Raw genomic sequence first — 25,402 nt, forward strand, 5'->3', positions numbered from 1 at the left:
GCCCCGGACAGCAGCCGGCCGTCGCGGACGCGGCTCGGGCCTCGGGCAACCCGTCTCGGAGGGGGCAGGACTCCGCTCAGGGTGCCGCCGCGGTCTCGCGTTCCTCGTCGGGAGCCACCAGCGACTGGGTGAACGGAATCCGCGCCAGCGCGAACACCCCCGCCGCGATCAGCGCGACACCGAGCAACTGGGGCAGCAACCACCAGCCGGAGCGGACGGTTTCCTCGTACAGCGTGATGCCGAGGGCGAGACTCACCAGGGCGTCGCCGAGGGTGAGCGCGGGCTGCGAGGCGACCAGCGGACCGGCCTGCATGGCGTTCTCCAGCAGGAACAGCGCGCAGACGCCCGTTGCGGCGAAGGCGTAGGTCTGCCAGGCGGTGAGGAAGCCCACGAGGCCCTGCTCGTCGAGGATGTGGGTGGCGGCCTTCATCAGCGCGGCGGTCACCGCGTAGCTGATCGCCGTCGCGGCACCCAGACAGGCCGCTCGGGCCCGGCCCTCCGGGCGCCGGAGGCCGGCGACCGCGAGGGCGGCGACGGCCCCCGCGCAGACGGTGAGCGCGGGGATCCAGCGGTCCAGCGCCACATGGGTGCGGTTGCCGGCGGGGGAGGCGGCGGCGAGCGCGACCGCCAGACCGACCACGACCACCGTGACGGCCAGCCAGCCCCTGCCCGGCAGACGCCGGTGCATCAGCAAGGAGGCGACGATGAGGGTGAGCGGCAGCTCCAGCACGAACAGCGGCTGCACGATCGTCAGTGGCCCGGTGGCCAGCGCCAGCGCCTGGCAGACGGCGGCGCCGATCACCGCGAGGATGCCGGCCAGCCACACCGGCCGGCGCAGCAGATCGGCGATCAGCCCGGCCCGCAACCCTTGGGAGGCGGGCACGGTGAGTGCGGCCTTGCGTTGCAGCACGGTCGCGACGGCGTTGCTGAAGGCGGCGCAGATGGCGAACACGACGGGGAGCACGGTGTGCAGTGTGGTCACCTCCCGTATCGGCGGGCGTGCGACGTCGGCGGTGCCTGTCCCTGCCATGGTCGCCGGATCCGGTCGGGGGCGCGATCGGAGCCCGGCGAGGAGGCCCCGGACGGTGAGGACCGGATCAGCCCAGCTTCCGGAAGAGCCCCTCCTGCACCACGGACACGACGAGACGGCCCTCACGGTCGTAGATCCGGCCCCGGGCCAGGCCACGGCCGCCGACGGCGATCGGCGACTCCTGGTCGTAGAGGAGCCAGTCGTCCGCGCGGAAGGGGCGGTGGAACCACATCGCGTGGTCCAAAGACGCCATGTCGAAGCCGCGCGGGCCCCACAGCGGCTCGACGGGGATGCGGACGGCGTCCAGGAGGGTCATGTCGCTGGCGTAGGTGAGGGCGCAGGTGTGCACGAGCGGATCGTCGCCGAGCGGCCCGACCGCTCGCATCCACACGGCGCTGCGCGGATCGGCGTCCCGGGCCTCCTCGACGGTCCAGCGCAGCCGGTCCACGTAGCGGATGTCGAAGGGCTGGCGGCGGGCCATCCGCTCCAGCTGCTCGGGCAGCGCGCCCAGGTGTTCCCGGATCTCGTCCGTGACCGTGGGCAGGGACTCCGGGTCCGGGACCGTGCGGGCCGGCGGCAGCTGGTGCTCGAAGCTGCCCTCCTCGGGCTTGTGGAAGGAGGCGGTCAGGTTGAAGATCGTGCGGCCCTGCTGCACGGCCGTGACCCGGCGGGTGGTGAACGACCGGCCGTCACGCACATGCTCGACCTGGTAGACGATCGGCACGCCCGGGATGCCCGGCCGCAGGAAGTACGCGTGCAGCGAGTGCACGGGACGGTCGCCCTCCGTGGTGCGGCCGGCGGCGACCAGCGCCTGCCCCGCCACCTGCCCGCCGAAGACCCGCTGCAAAGACTCCTGCGGGCTGCGGCCGCGGAAGATGTTGACCTCGATCTGCTCCAGGTCGAGCAGGTCGACGAGCCTTTCGGCCGGGTTCGTCGTCATGGGTGTGATTCTCCTGTGGTCGCTGCTGCCCGGCCCGTCACAGCTGGCCGACGTCGGTCACGCGGACCACCGCGCGGCCCTCGGCGTCCGAGGCGGTGAGGTCGACCTCCGCGCTGATGCCCCAGTCGTGGTCGCCGTTCGGGTCGTGGAAGATCTGCCGGACCCGCCACAGGGCGTTGTCCGGCTCCTCCTCGATGAGCAGCAGCTTGGGGCCGCGGGCGTCGGGGCCGGTGCCGAGATCCTCGTACTCGTCCCAGTACTTGTCCATCGCCTCGCCCCAGGCGTCGGCGTCCCACCCGGACTCCCCGTCCATCTCGCCCAGTTCGCCGACCTGGTCGAGGGCGGCGAGCTCCACACGGCGGAACATGGCGTTGCGGACCAGGACGCGGAAGGCGCGGGCGTTGGCGGTGACCGGCTTGACCTCGTCGGCCTTCTCCTGGGCCTCCTCGGCGGTCATCTCCGCGGGGTTGGCGAGCTGCTCCCACTCGTCCAGCAGGCTGGAGTCGACCTGGCGCACCATCTCGCCCAGCCAGGCGATCAGGTCCTGGAGGTCCTCGGACTTGAGGTCGTCGGGGACGGTGTGGTCGAGGGCCTTGTAGGCGCTGGCGAGGTAGCGCAGCACGATGCCCTCGGTGCGGGCCAGCTCGTAGTGGGACACCAACTCGGTGAAGGACAGCGCCCGTTCGTACATGTCACGGATGACCGACTTCGGCGACAGCGGATGGTCGCCGACCCAGGGGTGGCTCTTGCGGTACGTGTTGTACGCGTGGAAGAGCAGTTCCTCCAGGGGCTTCGGGTACGTGATGTCCTGGAGGCGCTCCATGCGCTCCTCGTACTCGACCCCGTCCGCCTTCATCTGGGCCACGGCCTCGCCGCGCGCCTTGTTCTGCTGGGCGGCGAGGATCTGCCGCGGGTCGTCGAGTGTGGACTCCACGACGGACACCATGTCGAGCGCGTACGACGGCGACTCGGGGTCGAGCAGCTCGAAGGCGGCGAGGGCGAAGGTGGACAGCGGCTGGTTGAGGGCGAAGTCCTGCTGGAGGTCGACCGTGAGCCGGACGATGCGGCCCTCCGCGTCCGGCTGGTCGAGCTTCTCGACGATGCCGCCGTCCAGCAGCGAGCGGTAGATGGCGATGGCCCGGCGGATGTGCCGCAACTGCTGCTTGCGCGGCTCGTGGTTGTCCTCCAGCAGCCGGCGCATCGCCTCGAAGGCGTTGCCGGGGCGGGCGATCACCGACAGCAGCATCGTGTGCGTCACGCGGAACCGGGACGTCAGCGGCTCCGGCTCGGAGGCGATGAGCTTCTCGAAGGTCTGCTCCGACCACGCGACGAAACCCTCGGGGGCCTTCTTGCGGACGACCTTGCGGCGCTTCTTCGGGTCGTCGCCCGCCTTGGCGAGGGCCTTCTCGTTCTCGACGACGTGCTCGGGCGCCTGCGCGACGACGAAGCCCTCGGTGTCGTAACCGGCGCGCCCGGCCCGGCCCGCGATCTGGTGGAACTCCCGGGCCCGCAGGGTGCGTACACGAGTGCCGTCGTACTTGGTCAGGGCGGTGAACAGCACCGTGCGGATGGGGACGTTGACGCCGACACCGAGCGTGTCCGTGCCGCAGATGACCTTCAGCAGACCGGCCTGAGCGAGCTTCTCCACCAGGCGCCGGTACTTGGGCAGCATGCCGGCGTGGTGCACTCCGATGCCGTGCCGGACGTAACGGGAGAGGTTGCGGCCGAACTTGGTGGTGAAGCGGAAGTTGCCGATCAGCTCGGCGATCTGCTCCTTCTCCTCCTTCGAGCACATGTTGATGCTCATCAGCGCCTGCGCCCGCTCCACGGCCTGCGCCTGCGTGAAGTGCACGATGTATACGGGGGCCTGCCGGGCGGACAGCAGATCGGTGAGGGTCTCGGTGAGCGGGGTGTAGCGGTACTCGTAGGACAGCGGCACGGGGCGGGTCGCCGAGCGGACCACCGCCGTGGGGCGGCCGGTGCGGCGGGTGAGGTCCTTCTCGAAGAAGGAGACGTCCCCGAGCGTCGCCGACATCAGCACGAACTGCGCCTGCGGCAGCTCCAGGATCGGGATCTGCCAGGCCCAGCCGCGGTCGCCCTCGGCGTAGAAGTGGAACTCGTCCATCACGACCTGGCCGACGTCCGCGTCCTTGCCGTCGCGCAGCGCGATCGACGCGAGGACCTCGGCGGTGCAGCAGATGACGGGCGCGTCGGCGTTGACGGACGCGTCGCCGGTCAGCATGCCGACGTTCTCGGTGCCGAAGATCTTGCACAGTTCGAAGAACTTCTCCGACACCAGGGCCTTGATCGGCGCGGTGTAGAAGGTGACCTCGTCACGGGCGAGGGCCGCGAAGTGCGCGCCCGCCGCGATCATGCTCTTGCCGGAACCGGTGGGCGTCGACACGATCACGTTCGCGCCGGAGACCACCTCGATCAGCGCCTCCTCCTGGTGGGGGTAGAGCGTGAGACCCCGCTCGCCGGCCCACGACTCGAAGGCTTCGTACAGGGCGTCGGGGTCGGGGGTCCGCGGCAGCTGATCGATGAGGGTCACGCCCCCATCTTGCCTGGCCCGGTGCCCGATGCGGGAATCGGCTGCGGGCCCGAAGATCACGAACGCTACGCTGGGGCGCCGGCGGGACGTCAGCACGCCCGGTCAACTGGACAGCGGCACACGATGAATGGGGCGGGCAGCGGCCATGATGGGACCAGCACACTCACTGTCGGGAGCCGCCGCCTGGCTCGGCGTCGGCGCGGCCGCCGCGGCGGCCGGGCACCCGATGCCCTGGCCGGTCCTCCTCGTCGGCGCCCTGATCTGCGCCGGAGCCGCCCTGGCCCCGGACCTCGACCACAAGGCGGCCACCATCTCCCGGTCCTTCGGACCGCTGTCGCGCTGGCTGTGCGAGATCGTGGACAAGCTGTCGTACGCCGTCTACAAGGCCACCAAGAAGCAGGGTGACCCGCGCCGCTCCGGTGGGCACCGCACGCTGACGCACACCTGGCTGTGGGCGGTCCTGATCGGTGCGGGCACCTCGGTCGTGGCGATCACCAGTGACCGCTGGGGGGTGCTCGCGGTTCTCTTCGTGCACCTGGTCCTGGCCATCGAGGGCCTGCTGTGGCGGGCGGCGCGCGGCTCCAGCAGCGACGTCCTGGTGTGGCTGCTGGCCGCGACCACCGCGTGGATCCTCGCCGGTGTCCTGGACAAGCCGGGCAACGGCGCCGACTGGCTGTTCACGGCACCGGGCCAGGAGTACCTGTGGCTCGGCCTGCCGGTGGTGCTGGGCGCGATCGTGCACGACATCGGGGATGCGCTCACCGTGTCCGGCTGCCCGATCCTGTGGCCCATCCCGGTCGGCCGTAAGCGCTGGTACCCGGTCGGGCCGCCGAAGGCCATGCGGTTCCGGGCGGGCAGCTGGGTCGAGCTCAAGGTGCTGATGCCGGTGTTCATGCTGCTCGGCGGGGTGGGGTGCGCGGCGGCGCTCAACTTCATCTGAGCCCCGCCACCCGGGGCCCCGCACCGCAGGAGCCCCCCAGGAGCCTCAGCCGCCGCCGTAGCGTCGCTCGAACGCGGCGACCCGGCCCTCCGAGTCCACCGTGCGGGCCTTGCCCGTGTAGAAGGGGTGGCTCTCCGAGGAGATCTCCACGTCCACGACCGGGTAGGTCTCCCCGTCGTCCCACTCGATGGTCTGGTCGCTGGTCGCGGTGGACCGGGTGAGGAACGCATACCCGGCGGCACGGTCGCGGAAGACGACCGGGTGGTAGTCGGGCTGCTTGTCCTGCTGCATGGATGCTCCTCGAACGGCTCGGGCCGGTCCTGCGATCAGCCGGACAGGGTGTCCTCGTCGACGATGTGCACGGCGGCCTCCTCGGCCGACGCGGCGGCGCCGTCGATGCCCACGTCCATGGCGACCAGTGCCTCCTCGTCGTCCTCGTGGGCGCCCTCGTCGGGTGCCACGAGCCGGCCGGAGCGCGTGGCGCCGACCTCGTTGTCCAGGAGTTCCCCGTCGGTGCCCGCGCAGTCCCCTAGGCCGTCGCCGTCGGGAACGGCGGCATCCGGCAGCTCCTCGGACAGCCGCTGGTCCAGCGTCTCGCCCCGCTGCCGCTCGGCCGCCGTCACACCGAGGTGCTCGACGGCCCAGGGCCGTTCAGGAGGGGACCATCCCCGGTCCAGGGGATCCTCGACGCCGTCGTACTCCAGGGTGTCCTCGGCGTCGAGCAGCCCCGTGTCCTCCCTCTGCTCGTCCTGGTCCGGCTGGTAGACGTCGTCTCCCCAGCCGTCGGAGCTGTTCACGGGTACCTCCAGGGGGTGGGACGGGCCCGCTCTCACGGGGCCCGCGCCGGGCCGCCGCCGCACGGAGCACTGGCGCCGCCCGAACCACTGGTTCCCGGACGTTCCCCCGAGCCGGTGCCTGATTCCAGCCTTCCACCCCGGCTCGGGACCGCGCAACGCCAAGGACCCGGTGGCCCTCCCGGAGCGGGCTCCGCGCTCCTTCCGTCACTCATGGCACGACGCACGTGTGGGACGACGCACCCGTGGCTCGACTCAGCCGTGCCACGACCTCCACAGCGCCGCATACGGGCCGTCCGCCACGACCAGCTCGTCATGGCTGCCCAGCTCGCTGATCCGGCCGTTCTCGACGACGGCGATGACGTCCGCGTCGTGGGCCGTGTGCAGCCGGTGGGCGATGGCGACGACGGTGCGGCCGTCGAGAACCCGGGCCAGGGACCGTTCCAGGTTGCGGGCGGCGCGCGGGTCGAGCAGGGACGTCGCCTCGTCCAGGACCAGCGTGTGCGGGTCGGCCAGAACCAGGCGGGCCAGCGCGATCTGCTGGGCCTGGGCCGGGGTGAGCGTCAGACCGCCCGAGCCGACCTCGGTGTCCAGGCCGTCCTCCAGCGCGCGGGCCCAGCCGTCGGCGTCGACCGCGCCCAGCGCCGCCCACAGCTCGGCGTCGACGGAGCCGGTCCGAGCGAGCCGGAGGTTGTCGCGCAGGGAGCCCACGAAGACGTGGTGCTCCTGGTTGACCAGAGCCACATGCGAGCGGACGTGTTCGGCCGGCATCCGGGACAGCTCCGCCCCGCCCAGGCTGATCCGGCCGTCCCGGGGCGCGTAGATCCCGGCGAGCAGCCGGCCCAGCGTGGACTTGCCCGCGCCCGACGGGCCGACCAGGGCCAGCCGGGTGCCGGGGGCGACCTCCAGGGACACCTTGCGCAGGACGTCCACGCCCTCCAGGTAGCCGAAGTGCACGCGGTCGGCCCGCACCTGGCGTCCCTCGGGGGCCACCGACGGATCCCCGGCGTCCGGCTCGATGTCCCGGACCCCGACCAGCCGGGCCAGCGACACCTGGGCCACCTGGAGCTCGTCGTACCAGCGCAGGATCATGCCCACCGGGTCGACCAGCATCTGGGCGATCAGCGCGCCGGTGGTCAGCTGGCCGACGTCGATCCACCCGCGCAGGGCGAACACACCGCCGACCAGCAGGACCGAGGCGAGCACGGTCACGTGGGTGACGTTGATGACCGGGAAGAGCACCGACCGCAGCCAGAGGGTGTACCGCTCCCAGGCCGTCCACTCCCGGATCCGGCGCTCCGACAGCGCGACGCGGAGCTCCCCGAGGCGGTGGGCCTCGACGGTGCGCCCGGCGTCCACGGTCTCGGCGAGCGCGGCGGCCACGGCGGCGTACCCGGCGGCCTCGGAACGGTAGGCCGAGGGCGCCCGCCGGAAGTACCAGCGGCAGCCGGCGATCAGCAGCGGCAGGGCGAGCAGCACGGCCAGCGCCAGCGGCGGCGCGGTGATCACCAGGCCGCCCATCAGCAGGACCACCCACACCACACCGATCGACAGCTGCGGCACGGCCTCGCGCATGGCGTTGCCGAGCCGGTCGATGTCCGTGGTGATGCGGGACAGCAGGTCGCCGGTCCCGGCCCGCTCCAGCACCCCGGGCGGCAGCCCGACCGACCGGACGAGGAAGTCCTCGCGCAGGTCGGCGAGCATCCGCTCGCCCAGCATCGCGCCGCGCAGCCGCACCTGCCGGACGAACACGGCCTGCACGGCCAGTGCGGCCACGAAGAACCCGGCGGTCAGCTCCAGCCGCAGGTCCCGGGCCCCGGCCGAGACCCGCTCCACCAGTCCGCCCAGCAGCCAGGGACCGGCCATCGAGGCGATCACGGCGACCGTGTTCACGGCGACCAGCAGCAGGAACGCCCGCCGGTGCCGGCGCAGCAGTTCGGCCACGTAGGCGCGCACGGTCTCGGGGGCGCCGACCGGCAGGGTGTTCGCCGTCGTCGGGGCCGCCGGGTCGTACGCCGGTGGCGCGACGCCGATCATGCCTTCTCCTCGATCTCTTCCAGTTCCTGCAGTACGTCGTTCAGGGCGACGGAGCCGCCCAGTGCGGCCTCTTCGTCCGTCTCACGCGTGACCACCGCCCGGTAACGGGGCTCGGTACGCACCAGTTCGCGGTGGGCGCCGACCGCCACGGCCTCGCCGTCGTGCAGGAACACGACCCGGTCGGCGCGGTCCAGCAGCAGCGGGGATGAGGTGAACACCACGGTCGTGCGCCCCGCGCGCAACTCCCGTACGCCCTGCGCGATCCGTGCCTCGGTGTGCGAGTCGACGGCCGAGGTCGGCTCGTCCAGGACGAGCGCCTCCGGGTCCGTGATCAGCGACCGGGCGAGCGCGAGCCGCTGGCGCTGACCGCCGGACAGCGACCGGCCGCGTTCGGTGATCCGGGCGTCCATCGGGTCGGCCGCGTCCAGCGAGCCCTGCACCAGCGCCGCCAGCACGTCGTCGCACTGCGCGGCGGCCAGCGCCTCCCGGGGCCGGACGGCGCCCGACGCGGGGACGTCGAGGAGCTCGCGCAGCGTCCCGGACAGCAGCACCGGGTCCTTGTCCTGGACGAGGACGGCCGTACGGGCGCTGTCCAGCGGGAGTTCGTCGAGGGGCACCCCGCCCAGCAGCACCGAGGTGCCCGGCCGGGACGGGTGTCCGCCCAGCCGCTCGGCCAGCAGACCCGCCGCGTCCGGGTCACCGCACACCACGGCCGTGAGCCGGCCGGCGGGTGCGAGGAGCCCGGTCCGCGGGTCGTACAGGTCACCCGAGGGGACCTCACCCGCGCGCGATCCCGCGGTGTCGGTAGGCCGCTCCAGCGACAGCACTCCCGCGGCCCGTTTGGCGGAGGGCCTGGAGAAGGAGTACGCCATGGCGATCTCCTCGAAGTGCCGCAGCGGGTAGGTGAGGACCATGACCGAGCTGTAGACGGTGACCAGTTCGCCGACGGTGATCCGGCCCTCGCGCGCCAGCCCCACCCCGTGCCAGACGACGGCGATGAGCAGCAGTCCCGGCAGCAGGACCTGGATCGCGGAGATCAGGGACCACATCCGGGCGCTGCGCACGGCCGCGTGACGTACCTCCTGGGAGGCGCTGCGGTAGCGGTCGAGGAACAGTTCCTCACCGCCGATGCCGCGCAGCACGCGCAGACCGGCGACGGTGTCCGAGGCCAGTTCGGTGGCGCGTCCGGCCTTCTCGCGCTGGGTGTCGGCGCGTCGGGTGGCGCGGGGCAGGAGCGGCAGTACGGCGAGCGCCAGCGCGGGCAGCCCGACGGCGACGACGACGCCGAGCGCCGGCTGGTAGACGAGCAGGCCGACGCAGACGAGCACGATGGTGACCAGGGCCGCGGTGAAGCGGGACAGGGCCTCCACGAACCAGCCGATCTTCTCGACGTCGCCCGTCGACACCGCCACCACTTCACCGGCCGCGACCCGCCGGGTCAGCGCCGAGCCCAGATGGGCGGCCTTGCGGGCGAGCAGTTGCTGGACGCGGGCGGCCGCGGTGATCCAGTTGGTGATCGCGGTGCGGTGCAGGAAGGTGTCACCGACCGCGTTGCCGGCGCAGGCCAGTGCCAGCAGGCCGCCCGCCAGGGCGAGCCGGGAGCCGGAGCGGTCGACGACGGCCTGCACCGCGACCCCCACACAGAACGGCAGGGCGGCGACGGAGGCGAAGTGCAGCAGCCCCCAGCTCAGCGACTTGAGCTGTCCGCCCAGCTGGTTCCGGAAGAGCCACCACAGGAATCGAGGGCCCGAACGCGCGTCCGGGACGCCCGGGTCGGGATACGGAAGGTCTTGAATCTGCATGACGTCCCAGTGGCTCGTGTCAGGGGGCGAAGGGGTGGGAGGCGGCGGGTCGGCAGGGGAGTGGGGCGGCAAGCCGACGACGGCAGCAAACCGTGACAGGTTCGCGTTGCGACGCGGCCGGAGGCAAACGGTTTTCCCTCCGCCGCAAGGAACCGGCCGCCCGCCGCCCGCAACCGGCCGGCAGCCGGGCGCAAACCGGCCGTCCAGCGTGCGCAATCGGCAGGCAGCCGGGCAGAATCCGGCCGTCCCGCGCCCGCAACCGGCCGACGGCCGGGCGCGAACCGGCCGTCCTGCCCGCACGGCACGCCGTCGTGCGTGCGACCTCAACCTGCCGTCACGCTGGGCGCGGTGCGACCATGGAGCGATGCACAGTGGTGGCGTACGACGAGCGGTGGCCGCGACGGCGGTCCTCGCCTCTTTCCTGACGGCTCTGTCCGCCTGCGGCGGCGCGGAGGGCGGTGGCGGGACGGACGCCGCGCGCCCGGCGGCCCGCACCCACGCGGCCACGGCCGACCCGACCCGCATCCCCGGCGTCGGCTACGGGCTCCAGCGGCGGATCCCGACCGGCTCCCGCCAGGTCGTCGCGGTCTACGGCGAGGGGAAGGACTCCGCCGACTCCACGGTCGTTCTGTACACCAGGCACGGCTCGGTCTGGCAGCGGGAGCGCGGCTGGGCCGGGCACAACGGCAAGAAGGGCTGGACCACCGACCACCACGAGGACGACGACCGCAGCCCCGTGGGCGTGTTCACCCTCAGCGACGCCGGCGGCGTGCTGCCGGACCCGGGCTCCGCGCTCCCGTACACCCGCTCCGCCGCCTTCGCCGCCCCGCGCTGGTGGGCCAAGTCGCACTGGCACGACTTCGACTACGTCATCGCCATCGACTACAACCGCGTCAAGGGCACCCCGCCGAACGACCAGACCCGCCCCGAGGGCGAGAAGAAAGGTGGCGGGATCTGGCTGCACATGGACCACGGGAGCGGCACGTCGGCCTGTGTCAGCGTGTCCGAGTCGGCGATGAGGTACCTGCTGCGCACGCTCGACCCGCGACAGCGTCCCGTGGTGGTGATGGGGGACAGGGCGGACCTGGCGGTCTAGGCTCTGTCGTTCGGATCAAGGCGCACCAGCCCTCGCTCACCGGCACTGGACAGCACCGTCGCTTTCCTGCGGCCTGATCCGAACGACAGCCCCCGGTCGTCATTGCGCGGTTGGCCGACTCCCCGTAGAACTCCGCCCATGAAGAGACGGATCGTCATGTCCATGCTCGCCGGGGCGGCCCTCCTGGCGGGCATCCTCCTCGGGACCGGCCCGGCCGGTGCGGTGGACGGCCCGGCCCGGGCGGCCGGCGTCCCCGCCGAGTTCGGCACCGACTGGCACGACCCGGTCACGGCCGCCCCGCCGGTGGAGAAGCCCGCCGGAAAGTCCTGCGAAGTCACCCTCGCCCGGGCGCAGTTCCGCGACTTCACCCCCTACCGAGGCACCTACACCCCGCCCGGCGGTTGCGGCGGCCGATGGAGCAAGGTGGTGCTGCGGCTCGACGGCAAGGTCAAGGGCCGTCAGTACGACCGGCTCGGCCATCTCCGCGTCGGCGGCGTCGAGATCTTCCGGACGTCGACACCGCAGCCGTCGCCGGACGGCATCGAGTGGTCCGTGGAGAAGGACGTCACGCGTTACAGCGACACCTTCCGCACGAGCCGGGACGTTGAGATGCTCATCGGGAACGTCGTCGACGACACCTACACGGGCGTCCTCGACGTCGAGGTCACGCTGACGTTCTACCCGGGCCGTCCCGACGGCGCGAGCCCCGACCGGGTCCTCACCCTCGACGGCGACTCGGCCCTCGCCACCCCGCGCAACAGCGAGCGGATCCTCGCCGAGGTGTACGCGACCGGGTCCGGCGGCGGTTGTGAGGAGTACTGGTACCTCACGGTGCCCGAACCGGCGCCGTACTCCTGCAAGGCCGGCCGAGGCCCCTACCGTGAGGTGCAGATCAGCGTCGACGGCCGGTTGGCCGGCATCGCCACCCCGTTCCCGACAGTATGGACGGGTGGCTGGTCCAACCCGTTCCTCTGGTACGTGACCCCGGGCCCGCGCGCCTTCGACGTCAAGCCCATCACCTACGACCTCACCCCCTTCGCCGGGGTCCTCAACGACGGCCGACGGCACCGCGTCGAGGTCACGGTGACCGGCGTGCCCGAGGGGCGGAGCGGCTGGAGCACGCCCGTGAACGTCCTGGTCTGGCAGGACGAGCAGCGCGAGCGGATCACCGGCAAGCTCACCGTGCACAAGGCGGGTGACCTCACCGACTCGTCGGTGTACACGCCCGGTTCGGAGCACGTGGTGGCCGCCGAGGGCGCGCATGGGCTCACCGTCGGCGGTTACGTCGACACCTCCCGCGGTCGCGTGCGGACCACCGTCACCCGCTCGCTGACCGGCACCTCCACACACCGTTGGACCGACGGTGAGACGCGTGACGCCCTCGAAGCCACCTGGACGGACGACGAGACGGTGACCGTCGACGGCCTCACCACGCGCACTCACCGGGCCTACGCGATGGACGGCACGACCAGCCTGGGAGCGGGCGACCGGCTGCGCACCGTGCTGGCCCTCGGCGACCGCGCCACGGTCGTCGGAACTCACGGAGGGCGGCCCACCACCTGGTCACGGCTCGACCACTCGTACACCGGCGACGCGACCTACACGGCGAACGTGCCGCGCGACCAGCGCCACGCGGTCGGCACCACCAGTGAGCGCTACCGCCTGTACGGCCCGGGCAGTTGCCATGACCGCACCCTGTCGACGGCACAGGGGGTGCTCACGGAGGACCGCAGCCGGTGCTGAGGTGACCAGGGGGGTGCGTGTGACGTGCGCCACTCATGACGCTTTTACTTGGCGGAAACGTTGCGGTCTTGTGCGCGATCAAGACAGCCTTCAGGGTGGCCGGTAACGGAATTGATATTCCGCATCGCAGAAGCCCCCTCCGGCTTCTGTGCGTCCCGTCCCCCTAGGAGGCTTCGTGCCGCCGACCGTACCGTCCCTCCCGCGACGCGTCGCACGCACTCTACGCACCTCGCTCTTCGCGCAGGTTTCCTGCGCGCTCGTCCTCGGAATCGTCGTCGGAAAGCTGTGGCCCGACACGGCCACGGCTCTCCAGCCGCTCGGCGACGGTTTCACCCGGCTCATCAAGACCGTGATCTCGCCGCTGGTGTTCTGCGTGGTCGTCGTCGGCATCGCCAAGGCCGGTGACCTGAAGGCCTTCGGCCGAATCGGGGTCAAGGCCCTCGTCTGGTTCGAGATCGCCTCCACGGCCGCGCTGGTCATCGGCCTCGTCGCGGCCAACGTCGTGGGCCCGGGCAGGGGCATGAACGTCGATCCCTCCTCGCTCGACGCCGCGGCGGTCGACGAGACGACGGGCGGCGGCCATCTGCCGACGACGACCGAGTTCGTGCTGAACGCCCTGCCGCAGAGCTTCGTCGGCGCCTTCGCCGAGAACGAGTTGCTCCAAGTCCTCATCCTGGCCTGCCTGGTGGGCGCCGCCCTGCTGCACCTCGGGCACACCAAGGTGCCGAAGATCCTGCCCGCGATCGAGCAGGCCCAGGAGATCATCTTCGCCGTGGTCGGCTTCATCATGCGGCTGGCCCCGCTCGCGGTGTTCGGCGCGATGGCCCACCTGGTCGGCAACTACGGCCTGGGCGTGATGAAGACGTACGGCAAGCTCATCGTGCTCTGCTACGTGGCCGCGGCGCTGTTCCTCGCGCTGCTCGGCGTCGCCCTGAAGGCCGTCACCGGGCTCAGCCTCTGGAAGTTCCTGCGTTACATCCGCGAGGAGATGCTGCTCGCGCTCGGCACCGCGTCCACCGAGTCGGTCATGCCGCGTGTGATGCAGAAGCTGCGCCGGGCCGGTGCCCGCGACGACGCCGTGGGTCTGGTCCTCCCCACCGGCTACTCCTTCAACCTCGACGGCGCCTCCCTCTACCTGTCCATCGGCACGCTGTTCATCGCCCAGGCCGTGGGTGTGGACCTCAGCCTCGGCCAGCAGGTCACCGTCGTGCTGGTGCTGATGCTGACCAGCAAGGGCATGGCGGGCATCCCGGGTTCGGCGTTCCTCGCCCTGTCCGCCACCGCCTCGTCCCTCGGGGCGATTCCCGCCGGCGCCGTCGCGCTGCTGCTCGGTGTGGACCGCATCATGGACTCGATGCGCGTGGTCACGAACCTGCTCGGCAACTGCGTGGCCGTCTTCGCAGTGTCCCGTTGGGAGGGGGCCCTGGGTATCGACCGGGCCAAGCGGACCCTCGACGGGGAGGACGTCTCGCCGCCGCACGGCGGTACAGAGAAGAGGGACGGTGAACTGAAGGCAGCCGACGGCGAGTTCGACGCCGGGTCCTTCGCGTCGGCCGTCCCGGCGCAGAAGCCCAAGGGACTCGAAGAGCTCAAGGAGCCCGCGCCCGAGTCCGGTTGAGGAATCGGCGCATGCGGGCCGTGGCTCTCGCACCCACAGGAGGGCGACGGTCACGGCCCGCTTCGTGTCCCGGCCCGTCAGCAGGGTCGCGCAGGGTCTCCGTCGATCAATGTGTTCAACAAGCCGCCCAGCGCCTCGCGCTGATCCTCCGTCAGTGGAGCGAGGATCTCCTCCGCGGCCGACCTGCGTGCCGCCCGCAGCTCGCGCAGGGCGCCCCGGCCGTCGTCCGTCAGCTCGATGCGGATCACCCGCCGGTTCGCCGGGTCCGGGACCCGGCGCACCTTGCCGCTCGCCTCCAGACCGTCGACCAGGGTCGTCACGGCACGTGGCACCACCTCGAGGCGCTCCGCCAGATCAGCCATGCGCGGCGGCGAACCCCAGTGCGCGAGTGTGCGCAGCAGCCGGGACTGGGCCGGGGTGATGCCCAGCTCGCGGTGCTCCAGATGCCGCTTCTGGATGCGGTGCACCCTGCGGGTGAGCCGCAGCAACTGCTCGGCGAGCAGACCGTCGGGGTCGGGCATGGTCATGCGGGAACAATATCAGGATGCCGTTCATTGTGAGTATAGGTAACAATGAGCTGTGATCCGATCCGCCGCATCCCTCGTAGGAGCCCATGCATCCCGACCGTGAAGCCCCCTGGACCCCGCCGGCCGACTCGAAGGAGCAGCCCCGGCAGGTCCGCCGCATCCTCGGCCTCTTCCGCCCTTACCGGGGCCGTCTCGCGATCGTCGGCCTGCTGGTCGGCGCCGCGTCCCTGGTCTCGGTCGCCACGCCCTTCCTGCTGAAGGAGATCCTCGACGTCGCGATCCCCGAGGGGCGCACGGGGCTGCTGAGCCTGCTCGCCCTCGGCATGATCCTCAGCGCGGTCCTCACCAGTGTCTTCGGGGTCCTGCAGACCCTGATCTCGACGACGGTCGGCCAGCGCGTCATGCACGACCTGCGTACCGCCGTCTACGGCCGGCTCCAGCGCATGTCCCTCGCCTTCTTCACGCGCACGCGCACGGGCGAGGTGCAGTCCCGCATCGCCAACGACATCGGCGGCATGCAGGCCACCGTCACCTCCACTGCGACCTCGCTGGTCTCCAACGTCACCAGCGTGGTCGCCACGATCGTCGCGATGATCGCCCTCGACTGGCGCCTGACGGTCGTCTCGCTGCTGTTGCTGCCGGTGTTCGTGTGGATCAGCCGCCGCGTCGGCAACGAACGCCGCAAGATCACCACCCAGCGCCAGAAGCAGATGGCCGCCATGGCCGCCACCGTCACCGAGTCGCTCTCCGTCAGCGGCATCCTGCTCGGCCGCACGATGGGCCGCTCGGACTCGCTGACCAGATCCTTCGCCGAGGAGTCCGAGGAACTCGTCGACCTGGAAGTCCGGTCGAACATGGCCGGGCGATGGCGCATGGCCGTCATCACCATCGTCATGGCCGCCCTGCCCGCGGTCATCTACTGGACCGCCGGCATGGCCCTCCAGCTGGGCGGTCCCGCGGTCTCCATCGGCACGATCGTCGCCTTCGTCTCGCTTCAGCAGGGCCTGTTCCGCCCGGCCGTGAGCCTGCTCTCGACGGGGGTGCAGATCCAGACCTCGCTCGCCCTCTTCCAGCGCATCTTCGAGTACCTCGACCTGCCGATCGACATCACCGAACGCCCCGACCCGGTGCGCCTCGACCGTATCAAGGGCGAGGTCCGCTTCGAGAACGTCTCCTTCGGCTACGACGGCAAGGACGGCCCGGTCCTGGACGGCATCGACCTCACCGTCCCGGCGGGCAGCAGCCTCGCCCTCGTCGGCTCCACCGGCGCCGGCAAGTCCACGCTCGGCTATCTGGTGCCCCGGCTCTACGACGTCACCGGCGGCCGCGTCACCCTCGACGGGACCGACGTCCGCGACCTGGACTTCGACACCCTGGCACGCGCGGTCGGCGTCGTCTCGCAGGAGACCTACCTCTTCCACGCCTCGGTCGCCGACAACCTGCGCTTCGCCAAGCCCGACGCCACCGAGGAGGAGCTCCACCAGGCGGCGAAGGCGGCGCAGATCCACGACCACATCGCGGCCCTGCCCGACGGCTACGACACCGTCGTCGGCGAACGGGGGCACCGCTTCTCCGGGGGTGAGAAGCAGCGACTGGCCATCGCCCGCACCATCCTGCGCGACCCTCCGGTCCTCATCCTCGACGAGGCCACCAGCGCGCTGGACACCCGGACCGAGGCCGCCGTCCAGGAAGCCATCGACGCCCTGTCGGCCAACCGCACCACCCTCACCATCGCCCACCGGCTGTCGACGGTGCGGGCGGCCGACCAGATCGTGGTCCTCGACTCCGGCCGCGCGGTCGAACGCGGCACGCACGAGGAGCTCCTGGAGGAGGGCGGCCGGTACGCGGCGCTGGTACGCCGGGACGCCCAACTGGAACCGACAAGATGAAAATATGCCGGGTTTATGACGATATGCGGGTTACCGTGCCCGCATGCAGAACAACACTCCGCCACGGAGCGCGATTCGACTGACGCGCCGGGGCCGCATCGTCCTCGTCGCGACCGGAGCCGTCGTGGTCGGTACCGCCGTGGCGGTGCCGCTGCTGACCCTGGGTAGCGAGGGAGAGAGCCGGCCCACGACCCTGGCCATCCCCGAGGGATGGCGCGCGAGCCAGGTGTACGCGGCCATCGACAAAGCCCTGGCCCTGCCCGCCGGCAGTACGAAGAAGTCCTTGGACAAGGCCGCGCTGAAACTTCCGAACGACGCCGAGGGCAATCCGGAGGGCTACCTCTTCCCGGCCACGTATCCGCTCCAGGAGAAGGCCACGCCGGAGAAGCTCCTGGCGACGATGGTCGACACCGCGAACCAGAAGTTCAACGGCGCGCCCATCGCCGCCGGGGCGCAGCGCAACGCCATGAACGTGTACCAGGCCGTCACCATCGCGAGCATCGTCCAGGCGGAGGCGGCCACCAGGGCCGACATGGGCAAGGTGGCCCGGGTCATCTTCAACCGCCTGGAACGCGGCATGCCCCTGCAGATGGACTCCACCATCAACTACGCCCTCAACCGCTCCACCCTCCGCACGACGGAGAGCGACACCAGGATCGACAGCCCCTACAACTCGTACCAGCGCATGGGCCTGCCGCCCACGCCGATCGACAGCCCGGGCGAGGAGGCCATGCGCGCGGCCGTCAATCCGCCCGCGGGCGACTGGCTGTACTTCGTCACGGTCCGGCCGGGCGACACCCGCTTCACGGCGGACTACCGGGAACACCAGCGCAACGTCGCCGAGTTCAACGCCCACAGCAAGAAGAGCGGGGCACCGGCCGCCGGGTGACTGCCCTGTGTCCCCGCCCGGGTCACGCCGCGGCCGGCTCCCGCTCCAGCAGTCGCCTGATGTCCCGTACGGCCGCGCGTCCGGCCCGGTTGGCTCCGATGGTGCTGGCCGAAGGGCCGTAGCCGACGAGGTGGACGCGGGGGTCGGCTGCCGCGTGTGTGCCGTCCATACGGATGCCGCCGCCGGGGGCGCGCAGCCGGAGCGGGGCGAGGTGGTCGATGGCGGCGCGGAAGCCGGTGGCCCAGAGGATGACGTCGGCTTCGATGTGACGCCCGTCGGCCCACTCCACACCGGTGGGCGTGATCCGGTCGAACATCGGCTGCCGGTCGAGTACCCCGTCCTCGATGCCCTGCCGGATCGCGTCGTTGAGCGGCAGCCCGGTGACCGAGACGACACTGCGGGGCGGCAGGCCCTGCCGTACCCGTTCCTCGACGAGCGCGACCGCCGCACGGCCCGCCTCCTCGTCGAAGGGTCCCTCGCGGAAGACGGGCGGGCGCCGCGTCACCCAGGTCGTGGCCGCCGCGTACGAGGCGATCTCCAGCAGATGCTGGGTCCCCGAGGCGCCGCCGCCCACTACCACGACCCGCTGCCCGGCGAGCTCCTCGGGCCCGCGGTACTGCGCCGTGTGCAACTGCCGCCCCCTGAACGTCTCCTGGCCCGGATAGCGTGGCCAGAACGGCCGGTCCCAGGTACCGGTCGCGTTGATCAGCGCCCGTGTCGACCACACGCCGTCCGTGGTCTGAACGAGCAGGCGCCCGCCGGGCCCCTCGCGCACGGCCCGCACGTCCACCGGGCGCCTGACCCGCAGGTCGAAGGTGCGCTCGTAGCGGTCGAAGTACTCGCCGATCACCTCGGCGGACGGCCGCCGCGGGTCCGCGTCCGTGAGTTCCATGCCCGGCAGCGCGTGCATCCCGTGCACCTTGCCGTACGTCAGCGACGGCCAGCGGAACTGCCAGGCGCCGCCCGGGCCGGGGGAGTGGTCCAGCACCACGAAGTCGCGGTCCGGCTCGAAACCCGATCGCCGCAGGTGATAGGCGGCCGCCAGACCTGCCTGGCCCGCGCCTGTGACGACCACGTCGACCTCGCGCATGTTGTTCACATTTCCACTAACCGCTGCGGAGCCGTGGATCTTCCCGGCGTGGATCTTCCCGTCCGGGCGGTGGCGTGGCCCTTCACGGTCACCGCGCTGCCGGCACGCGTGGACGACGGCAGGAGGCGCGCCGAACCGGAGTCCGGCACGGAGCGGCCCGGCGCGTGCGTCAGGATGGGGGCATGTCAGATGTCTTCACCACCCGAGTCCTGAACGTCAGCACCGGTACCGCGGAGCGGGTCCTCGACATCACCGGCGACTGTGAGTCCTTCCTGCGTGAGGCGGCCGCCGGCCGTGACGGCCTCCTCAACGTCTTCGTTCCGCACGCGACGGCCGGCATCGCCGTCCTGGAGACCGGCGCGGGCAGCGACGACGACCTTCTGGCCGCCCTGCACACCCTGCTGCCCGCCGACGACCGCTGGCAGCACCGCCACGGCAGCCCGGGTCACGGCCGCGACCACGTGCTGCCAGCCATCGTCCCGCCGCACGCCACCCTGCCCGTGCTGGGCGGCCGGCTGGAGCTCGGCACCTGGCAGTCGGTGTGCCTGGTGGACACCAACAAGGACAACCCGGAACGCAAGGTGCGCCTGAGTTTCCTGGGGTGAGCACGGCTGCGCCCCGCCCGGCCTCCGGCCGAGGGCCCCGTTCGCCCCGGCCGGCCTCCGGCGCCGGCCCCGTATGCCCCGGCGCGCCGTGACGCCCGACCATAATGCCCGTATTCTCATCAATGCCAGATTCTCTTCCCGAGCTGCGGATTTCCGCGGGCGCAAGTGAGGCGAAGCGTGGTTCGGTCCGGCGAGGAACCCAGGCCGGCGGGGCGTGCGACGGATGGCACGGGACCCGCCAGTCTGCGTGAGCTCTTCCTCCAGGGCGAGCCCGTAGAGACGGGCGTGCGGACGTCCATCCTGAACTCGTGGCAGCGCTGCCGGTCCCTGGGGTTGTCGCCGGACACCTTCGACCTCCCCTATCGGGAGGACTTCGACCCGGGCGGACGTATTGTCCGGGCCGCCGTGCCGGTGCTCGACCGGCTGCAGGCCACGTTCGCCGGCAGCCCGGTCAACATCTCGGTCGCCGACGCCAACGGGACGGTCCTGCTGCGCCGCTTCGCGGACCCGGCGATGACCCGGAGCCTCCCGGACCTCCAGATCGTCCCGGGATTCGTGTTCGCCGAGCAGGTCGCAGGCACCAACGGCATCGGGCTCGCCCTGACGGAACGGCAGCTCATCCGGGTCCACGGCGCCGAGCACTTCGCCGAGCGCGCACAGCGGAACGCCTGTGTCGCGATGCCCGTGAGGGACCCGCTCAGCGGCCGCATCGAAGGTGTCCTGTGCCTCGGATATCCACCCACCTTCGAACGGCCCGCGCTGGGGGTCGCCATCCGCCGGGCCGCCGAGGGCATCGAGCGGCGGCTCCTCGGGCAGAGTTCCGCGCGCGAACGGGCCCTGCTTCGGACGTACCTTGCCGCCGGAGCCGGGGACGCCCGTCCGCGTCGTGGCGTGGCGTTGGACGCCCTGGCGGACGTATTCCATCCCCGTGACCAGGCGATCCTCCAGGAGCGGGCCGCCGAGCTGATCGCCGGCGCGCAGCGCGGTGCCATCGAGGTGACCCTGCCCGACGGCCGGCGGGTGACGCTGGTGAGCCGCCCGGTGACGAGCGGCTCCGGTGTGCGGGGCATCGCCATCGAGGTTGTGCTGCCCGGCTTGCCCACGGGGGAGCCGCTCGTCATACCGCATCAGACGGACGACCTGTCCGGCCTCACCGCCCCCACGGTCCCGCTGTCCGCCGCGCGCCCGGCGCTCACCCTGCCGCCCGGGCGACTCGACACCGCCCCCGCCCCGACCGTGACGGCCGAGGGAGAGGGTGCGGCGGCGGGGCCCGGCGAAGCGGACGGGCAGGGTCTCGCCGAGCCCGGTGCCGCCGTCACGGGCGTCGAGGCCCGGAGCGGTCCCGAGCCCGGCGGAGCCCGCGCGGGCAGTGGAGGCGGGCGCGCCGCGGGCGGGCGGTCCGAGGAGGCCGGTGCGGCCCGGGGGCTGGTGATGCTCGGAGAGCCGCAGGTCGGGGCCTACGCCCTGGCGGCCCGTCGGCGCCTGGAGCTGCTGTCCGAGGCCAGCACCCGCATCGGTACCACCCTGGACGTGCGCCGCACCGCTGAGGAACTGGCGGAGACCGCGGTCCCCGGACTGGCCGACTTCGTCACCATCGACCTGCCCGACGCCGTGCTGCGCGGCGAGGAGCCCGCCGACCCGCTCGCCGATCTGCGCCGCACGGTGGTCCACGGCATCCGTGAGGATCTGCCCTTCACTCCGCCCGGCAAGCGCATCGACTTCGGCCCCGCCACGCCCCATCTGCGCTGCCTCGGCAGCCGCGAGGCCGTGCTGGAACCGGACCTGAAGGCCGCCGCGGGCTGGCTCGCCCAGGACCCCGAGCCGACCGCCCGCCTGCTGGCCCACGTCCACTCCCTCATCGCGGTGCCCCTGCTCGCCCGCGGTGTCGTCCTGGGCGTCGCCACCTTCTACCGCTCGGGCGGCACCTTCGGCGACGACGACCGCTCCCTGGCCCAGGAACTCGCCTCCCGTGCGGCCCTGTCCATCGACAACGCCCGGCGCTACACCCACGAACGCACCATGGTCCTGGCCCTCCAGCGCCGGCTCCTCCCGCACGGTCTGCCCGACCAGGACGCCGTCGAGGTCGCCCACCGCTACCTGCCCGCCGAGGCCGACGTGGGCGGCGACTGGTACGACGTCATCCCCCTGCCCGGCGCGCGCGTCGGTCTCCTCGTCGGTGACGTCGTCGGCCACGGCATGCTCTCCGCGGCCACCATGGGCCGGCTGCGCACCGCCGCCCGCAGCTTCGCCGAGCTGGACTTCCCGCCGGACGAGGTCCTTACCCATCTGGACAACCTCGTGGGCCGCCTCGACCGGGAGGACCCCGACGGCAAGGGCGTCGGCGTCATCGGTGCGACCTGCCTCTACGCCATCTACGACCCGGCGGAGCAGCGGTGCCTGATGGCACGCGCCGGTCATCCGCCGCCCGCGCTCGTCCGCCCCGACGGCGCCGTCACCTATCCCGACCTGCCGGCCGGGCCGCCGCTCGGGCTCGGGGGCCTGCCCTTCGACGCCGTCGAGGTCGACCTTCCCGAGGGCAGCCAGCTCGTGCTGTACACCGACGGGCTCATCGAGGACCGGCACCGTGACGTCGACGTGGTCCTGGAGCAGTTGCGCGAGGCCCTGGCCCATCCCGAGCGCGCCCCGGAGGAGACCTGCCGGGCCGTCCTGGACACCGTGGCGCCCGCGCATCCGCACGACGACATCGCCCTGCTCGTCGCCCGCGTCCACGCCGCGAACCCCGGCCGCATCGCCACCTGGGAGCTGTCCGCCGACCCGGCGCTGGTCGGCGAGGTGCGGGCGTCCGCCGTGCGGTGGCTGTCCGGCTGGGGGCTCGACGAGACCGCGTTCGCCGCGGAGCTGATCCTCAGCGAGCTGATCACCAACGCGGTCCGGCACGGCGCCGAGCCCATCCGGGTGCGGCTCCTCTACGGCCGGACCCTGATCTGCGAGGTCTCCGACGCCAGCAACACCGCACCGCACCTGCGCCGTGCGGCCAGTACGGACGAGGGCGGGCGCGGCCTGTTCCTGGTCGCCCAGCTGTCGCAGAGCTGGGGCACCCGCTACTTGCCCGAGGGCAAGGTGATCTGGGCCGAGTGCGGGCTCGACGCGGCGTGAGACGAGTCCCAGCCAGGTGACCGGGAGGCCCTTCCCCTCGGTGCCGCAGCGGGCTGGTGCCGCAACAGGCCGAGAAATGCCTGAAATGCTGTAATTTGATCGCGTGCGCGACGTTCCCGACCCGCCCCCGGAGACGGCTTCGGCCTTCGGGCCGCAACCCCTGGTCCGGATCCGCGGACTGAGTAAACGGTTCGGCGGTACCGTCGCGCTGGCCGGAGCCGACCTCGACGTCCACCCCGGCAGCGTCCTGGCCCTCCTCGGGCCCAACGGGGCGGGGAAGTCCACACTCATCAAGATCCTCGCCGGAGTCCACCACGCCGAAGCGGGGCAGGTCACCGTCGCCGGGGAGCCCCTCGGCAGCCCCGCCGCCACCCGGGCCATGTCGTTCATCCACCAGGACCTCGGTCTCGTGGAGTGGATGACGGTCGCCGAGAACATCGCCCTGACCAACGGGTACGGCCGCCGGTCGGGGCTGATCTCCTGGCGGCGCACCCGCGCGCGCTGCGTAGCGGCCCTGCGCGTCGTCGCCGCGCACCTCGATCCCGGCACGCCGGTTTCCGACCTCTCACCCGCCGACCGCTCCCTGGTGGCGATCGCCCGGGCCCTGGCGGCACACGCACGGCTCATCGTCCTCGACGAGCCGACCGCCCGCCTGCCCGCCGCGGACTGCGCCCGGCTCTTCCGCGTCCTGCACGACCTGCGCGATGGCGGACACGCGATCCTCTACGTCAGTCACCGCCTCGACGAGGTCTACCGCGTCGCCGACACCTTCGCCGTCCTGCGCGACGGCCGGCTCGTCAGCCACGGCCGGCTCGCCGGACACAGCCCCGAGCGACTGGTCCGCGACATCGTCGGCGAGACGGAAGAACCGGCCGCCCACCGGCCCACTGTGACGGCGGACCGCGCAGCCCCCGTCCTGACCCTCGACGGCGTGCGCACCGCCCGGGCCGGGCCCGTGAGCCTCGAACTCGCCGCCGGGGAAGTCCTCGGGCTGGTCGGCCTGTCCGACGCCGGACACATGGACCTCGGCCGCGCCCTCGCCGGCGCCCGCCCGCTCCTGGAGGGACGGGCCGTGCTGCACGGGCGGCCGTACCGGCCCCGCACCGTCGCGGAGGCCGTCGGCCGCGGAGCCGGTCTGGTGCCGGGCGACCGGCTGCGTGAGGGCTGCCTCGCCGAGCTGACCGTACGGGAGAACCTCCTGGCCAACCCGCGAGCGGGAGGCGGATCCGCGCCGCGCTGGATCGGGCCCCGTGGCGAACGCGCCCGGGCCGCCGCCCTGCTCGACCGCTTCTCGGTGCGCCCCCGCGACACCGAGACACCCCTCGCCACCCTGTCCGGCGGCAACCAGCAGAAGGTCGTGCTCGGCCGCTGGCTGCGGACGGACCTGCGGCTGCTGATCCTGGAGGAGCCGACCGCGAGCGTCGACGTCGGCGCCAAGGCCGCGATCCACCGCCTGCTCCACGAGGCGCTGGACGCGGGCCTCGCGGTGCTGCTGCTGTCGACCGACTTCGAGGAGGTGGCGAGCGTGTGCCGGCGCACGCTGGTCTTCGTGCGCGGAACCGTGACGGCCGAGCTGAGCGGCCCCGCCCTCACCGTCGCCGGACTCACCCGGGCGGCCTCGGCCCTGCCCCCGTCCCCGGCCGGGCACCCGTGACATCCCCGCCCCGGCCGCGGCGCCGGCCCGGCGGCCACCACATCGGCGCCTACGGCCTGCTCGCCCTCACCGCACTGCTCTATCTGGCCTTCTCCCTGGCCCTGCCGGACACCTTCCCCACGCTCGACACCCTCGACTCGATCCTCTCCAACCAGTCGATCCCGGCGGTCCTGGCACTCGCCGCCATGGTGCCCGTCGTCACCGGCGCGTTCGACCTCTCCATCGGCTACGGCCTCGGCCTGGCCCATGTGATGGTGCTGCAGCTCGTCGTCAACGAGGACTGGCCCTGGCCGCTCGCCTGCCTCACCGTGCTTGCCGGTGGGCTGGTCGTGGGCGTCCTCAACGGCGTGGTCGTCGAGTTCGGCCGGATCGACTCCTTCATCGCCACCCTCGGCACCGGCAGCATGATGTACGCCGTGACCGGCTGGATCACCGACGGCGGCCGGATCGTCCCCGGGCCGCAGGGCCTGCCCCCGGCGTTCACCGACCTTTACGACTCCTCCTTCCTCGGCCTCCCGGTCCCCGCCTTCTACGTGCTCGCCCTCGCGGCCGTCCTCTGGCTGGTCCTGGAACGGCTGCCGCTCGGCCGGTACCTCTACGTCGTCGGGTCGAACCCGCGGGCCGCCGACCTCATGGGCATCCCGACCCGCCGGTACACCGTCCACGCGTTCGCCGCCTCGGGGCTGATCGTCGGCTTCGCCGGTGTGCTGCTCGCCGCCCAGCAGCAGATCGGCAACCCGAGCGTCGGCCTCGACTACCTGCTGCCCGCCTTCGTGGGCGCCCTCCTCGGCTCCACCGCGATCAAGCCCGGCCGGCCCAACGCCCTCGGCACCGTCGTCGCCGTCGCCGTCCTGGCCGTCGGCCTCACCGGCATCGCCCAGCTGGGCGCCGAGTTCTGGACGGTCCCGCTGTTCAACGGCGGGACCCTGCTCATCGCCGTGGGCCTGGCCGGTTATGCCGCCCGCCGCCGGCTGAGCGGGGGCGCCGCGCGCGACACACCCGCCGCGCCGCCCCCGTCCCCTCCGGCGCGCCAGGGCGGCACCGACCCACCCTGAGCCCCCACGGCAGGTCCCGCCGCGT

19 protein-coding genes are annotated in these 25,402 nt (G+C 72.3%); 10 read left to right on the forward strand and 9 right to left on the reverse strand.

Annotated elements, in window-relative coordinates:
* Positions 1 to 76: 76 nt before the first annotated feature.
* The 3 genes from AB0937_RS16820 to AB0937_RS16830 form a co-directional block, all read right to left on the reverse strand.
* Entirely contained in the window at positions 77 to 973 is an 897-nt protein-coding gene (locus tag AB0937_RS16820; protein ID WP_366712547.1) for a DMT family transporter, read from the reverse strand.
* A 124-nt stretch (positions 974 to 1,097) separates the two neighbouring features.
* Entirely contained in the window at positions 1,098 to 1,970 is an 873-nt protein-coding gene (locus tag AB0937_RS16825; RefSeq protein ID WP_366712453.1) for an acyl-CoA thioesterase II, read from the reverse strand.
* Positions 1,971 to 2,007: 37 nt separating this feature from the next.
* A complete protein-coding gene (locus tag AB0937_RS16830) occupies positions 2,008 to 4,521 on the reverse strand; it encodes a DUF3516 domain-containing protein (protein ID WP_366712454.1) in 2,514 nt (837 codons plus the stop codon).
* Between the two features lie 145 nt (positions 4,522 to 4,666).
* On the opposite strand from AB0937_RS16830, the gene AB0937_RS16835 reads away from it, so the two are divergent.
* Positions 4,667 to 5,461, forward strand: a complete 795-nt coding sequence (locus AB0937_RS16835; protein ID WP_366712456.1) for a metal-dependent hydrolase — start codon at positions 4,667 to 4,669, stop codon at positions 5,459 to 5,461.
* A 45-nt stretch (positions 5,462 to 5,506) separates the two neighbouring features.
* On the opposite strand, the gene AB0937_RS16840 is transcribed toward AB0937_RS16835, so the two are convergent.
* The 4 genes from AB0937_RS16840 to AB0937_RS16855 form a co-directional block, all read right to left on the reverse strand.
* Positions 5,507 to 5,752: a type B 50S ribosomal protein L31 gene (locus AB0937_RS16840; RefSeq protein WP_366712458.1), complete on the reverse strand. Its 246-nt coding sequence runs from the start codon at positions 5,750 to 5,752 to the stop codon at positions 5,507 to 5,509.
* A gap of 35 nt (positions 5,753 to 5,787) precedes the next feature.
* Positions 5,788 to 6,258, reverse strand: coding sequence for a DUF5709 domain-containing protein (locus AB0937_RS16845; protein WP_366712460.1), 471 nt, complete (start codon positions 6,256 to 6,258; stop codon positions 5,788 to 5,790).
* A gap of 252 nt (positions 6,259 to 6,510) precedes the next feature.
* Positions 6,511 to 8,292: an ABC transporter ATP-binding protein gene (locus AB0937_RS16850; RefSeq protein ID WP_366712462.1), complete on the reverse strand. Its 1,782-nt coding sequence runs from the start codon at positions 8,290 to 8,292 to the stop codon at positions 6,511 to 6,513.
* On the reverse strand, positions 8,289 to 10,094 hold the full coding sequence (locus AB0937_RS16855) for an ABC transporter ATP-binding protein (protein WP_366712463.1): 1,806 nt from the start codon (positions 10,092 to 10,094) through the stop codon (positions 8,289 to 8,291). The genes AB0937_RS16850 and AB0937_RS16855 overlap by 4 nt, the downstream gene beginning before the upstream one ends.
* Before the next feature lie 364 nt (positions 10,095 to 10,458).
* Here AB0937_RS16855 and AB0937_RS16860 point away from each other — a divergent pair, with 364 nt between their 5' ends.
* The 3 genes from AB0937_RS16860 (at position 10,459) to AB0937_RS16870 (ending at position 14,551) form a co-directional block, all read left to right on the forward strand.
* The gene (locus tag AB0937_RS16860; protein WP_366712465.1) at positions 10,459 to 11,190 is read left to right on the forward strand and encodes a L,D-transpeptidase family protein; all 732 of its coding nucleotides are present in this window, start codon (positions 10,459 to 10,461) and stop codon (positions 11,188 to 11,190) included.
* 138 nt (positions 11,191 to 11,328) lie between these two features.
* Positions 11,329 to 12,933, forward strand: coding sequence for a peptide-N4-asparagine amidase (locus AB0937_RS16865; protein WP_366712467.1), 1,605 nt, complete (start codon positions 11,329 to 11,331; stop codon positions 12,931 to 12,933).
* 175 nt (positions 12,934 to 13,108) lie between these two features.
* Complete coding sequence (locus AB0937_RS16870; RefSeq protein WP_366712468.1) at positions 13,109 to 14,551, forward strand: cation:dicarboxylase symporter family transporter; 1,443 nt, start codon at positions 13,109 to 13,111, stop codon at positions 14,549 to 14,551.
* Between the two features lie 77 nt (positions 14,552 to 14,628).
* On the opposite strand, the gene AB0937_RS16875 is transcribed toward AB0937_RS16870, so the two are convergent.
* Positions 14,629 to 15,078 carry a MarR family transcriptional regulator gene (locus AB0937_RS16875; protein ID WP_366712470.1) on the reverse strand — a complete coding sequence of 150 codons (450 nt, stop codon included), beginning with the start codon at positions 15,076 to 15,078 and terminating at the stop codon, positions 14,629 to 14,631.
* 86 nt (positions 15,079 to 15,164) lie between these two features.
* Between AB0937_RS16875 and AB0937_RS16880 the strand changes: the two genes are divergently transcribed.
* Together AB0937_RS16880 and mltG are read left to right on the forward strand one after the other, a co-directional pair.
* Entirely contained in the window at positions 15,165 to 16,967 is a 1,803-nt protein-coding gene (locus tag AB0937_RS16880; RefSeq protein WP_366712471.1) for an ABC transporter ATP-binding protein, read from the forward strand.
* A gap of 43 nt (positions 16,968 to 17,010) precedes the next feature.
* Positions 17,011 to 17,856, forward strand: a complete 846-nt coding sequence (gene mltG, locus AB0937_RS16885) for an endolytic transglycosylase MltG (RefSeq protein WP_366712472.1) — start codon at positions 17,011 to 17,013, stop codon at positions 17,854 to 17,856.
* Positions 17,857 to 17,878: 22 nt separating this feature from the next.
* Here mltG and AB0937_RS16890 read toward each other — a convergent pair whose 3' ends face one another.
* Entirely contained in the window at positions 17,879 to 18,955 is a 1,077-nt protein-coding gene (locus tag AB0937_RS16890) for an NAD(P)-binding domain-containing protein (protein WP_366712474.1), read from the reverse strand.
* 173 nt (positions 18,956 to 19,128) lie between these two features.
* On the opposite strand from AB0937_RS16890, the gene AB0937_RS16895 reads away from it, so the two are divergent.
* The 4 genes from AB0937_RS16895 to AB0937_RS16910 all read left to right on the forward strand — a co-directional run bounded on the left by AB0937_RS16895 (position 19,129) and on the right by AB0937_RS16910 (position 25,377).
* Complete coding sequence (locus AB0937_RS16895; RefSeq protein ID WP_366712476.1) at positions 19,129 to 19,551, forward strand: YjbQ family protein; 423 nt, start codon at positions 19,129 to 19,131, stop codon at positions 19,549 to 19,551.
* A 177-nt stretch (positions 19,552 to 19,728) separates the two neighbouring features.
* Positions 19,729 to 22,668 (forward strand): SpoIIE family protein phosphatase, encoded by a 2,940-nt coding sequence (locus AB0937_RS16900; RefSeq protein WP_366712477.1) that lies wholly within the window; start codon positions 19,729 to 19,731, stop codon positions 22,666 to 22,668.
* Positions 22,669 to 22,771: 103 nt separating this feature from the next.
* On the forward strand, positions 22,772 to 24,322 hold the full coding sequence (locus tag AB0937_RS16905) for a sugar ABC transporter ATP-binding protein (RefSeq protein ID WP_366712478.1): 1,551 nt from the start codon (positions 22,772 to 22,774) through the stop codon (positions 24,320 to 24,322).
* On the forward strand, positions 24,319 to 25,377 hold the full coding sequence (locus AB0937_RS16910) for an ABC transporter permease (protein WP_366712479.1): 1,059 nt from the start codon (positions 24,319 to 24,321) through the stop codon (positions 25,375 to 25,377). The genes AB0937_RS16905 and AB0937_RS16910 overlap by 4 nt, the downstream gene beginning before the upstream one ends.
* Positions 25,378 to 25,402: the final 25 nt, after the last annotated feature.

This window comes from Streptomyces sp. NPDC047880 (assembly GCF_040706515.1).
In the GTDB taxonomy this organism is placed as follows: Bacteria; Actinomycetota; Actinomycetes; order Streptomycetales; family Streptomycetaceae; genus Streptomyces.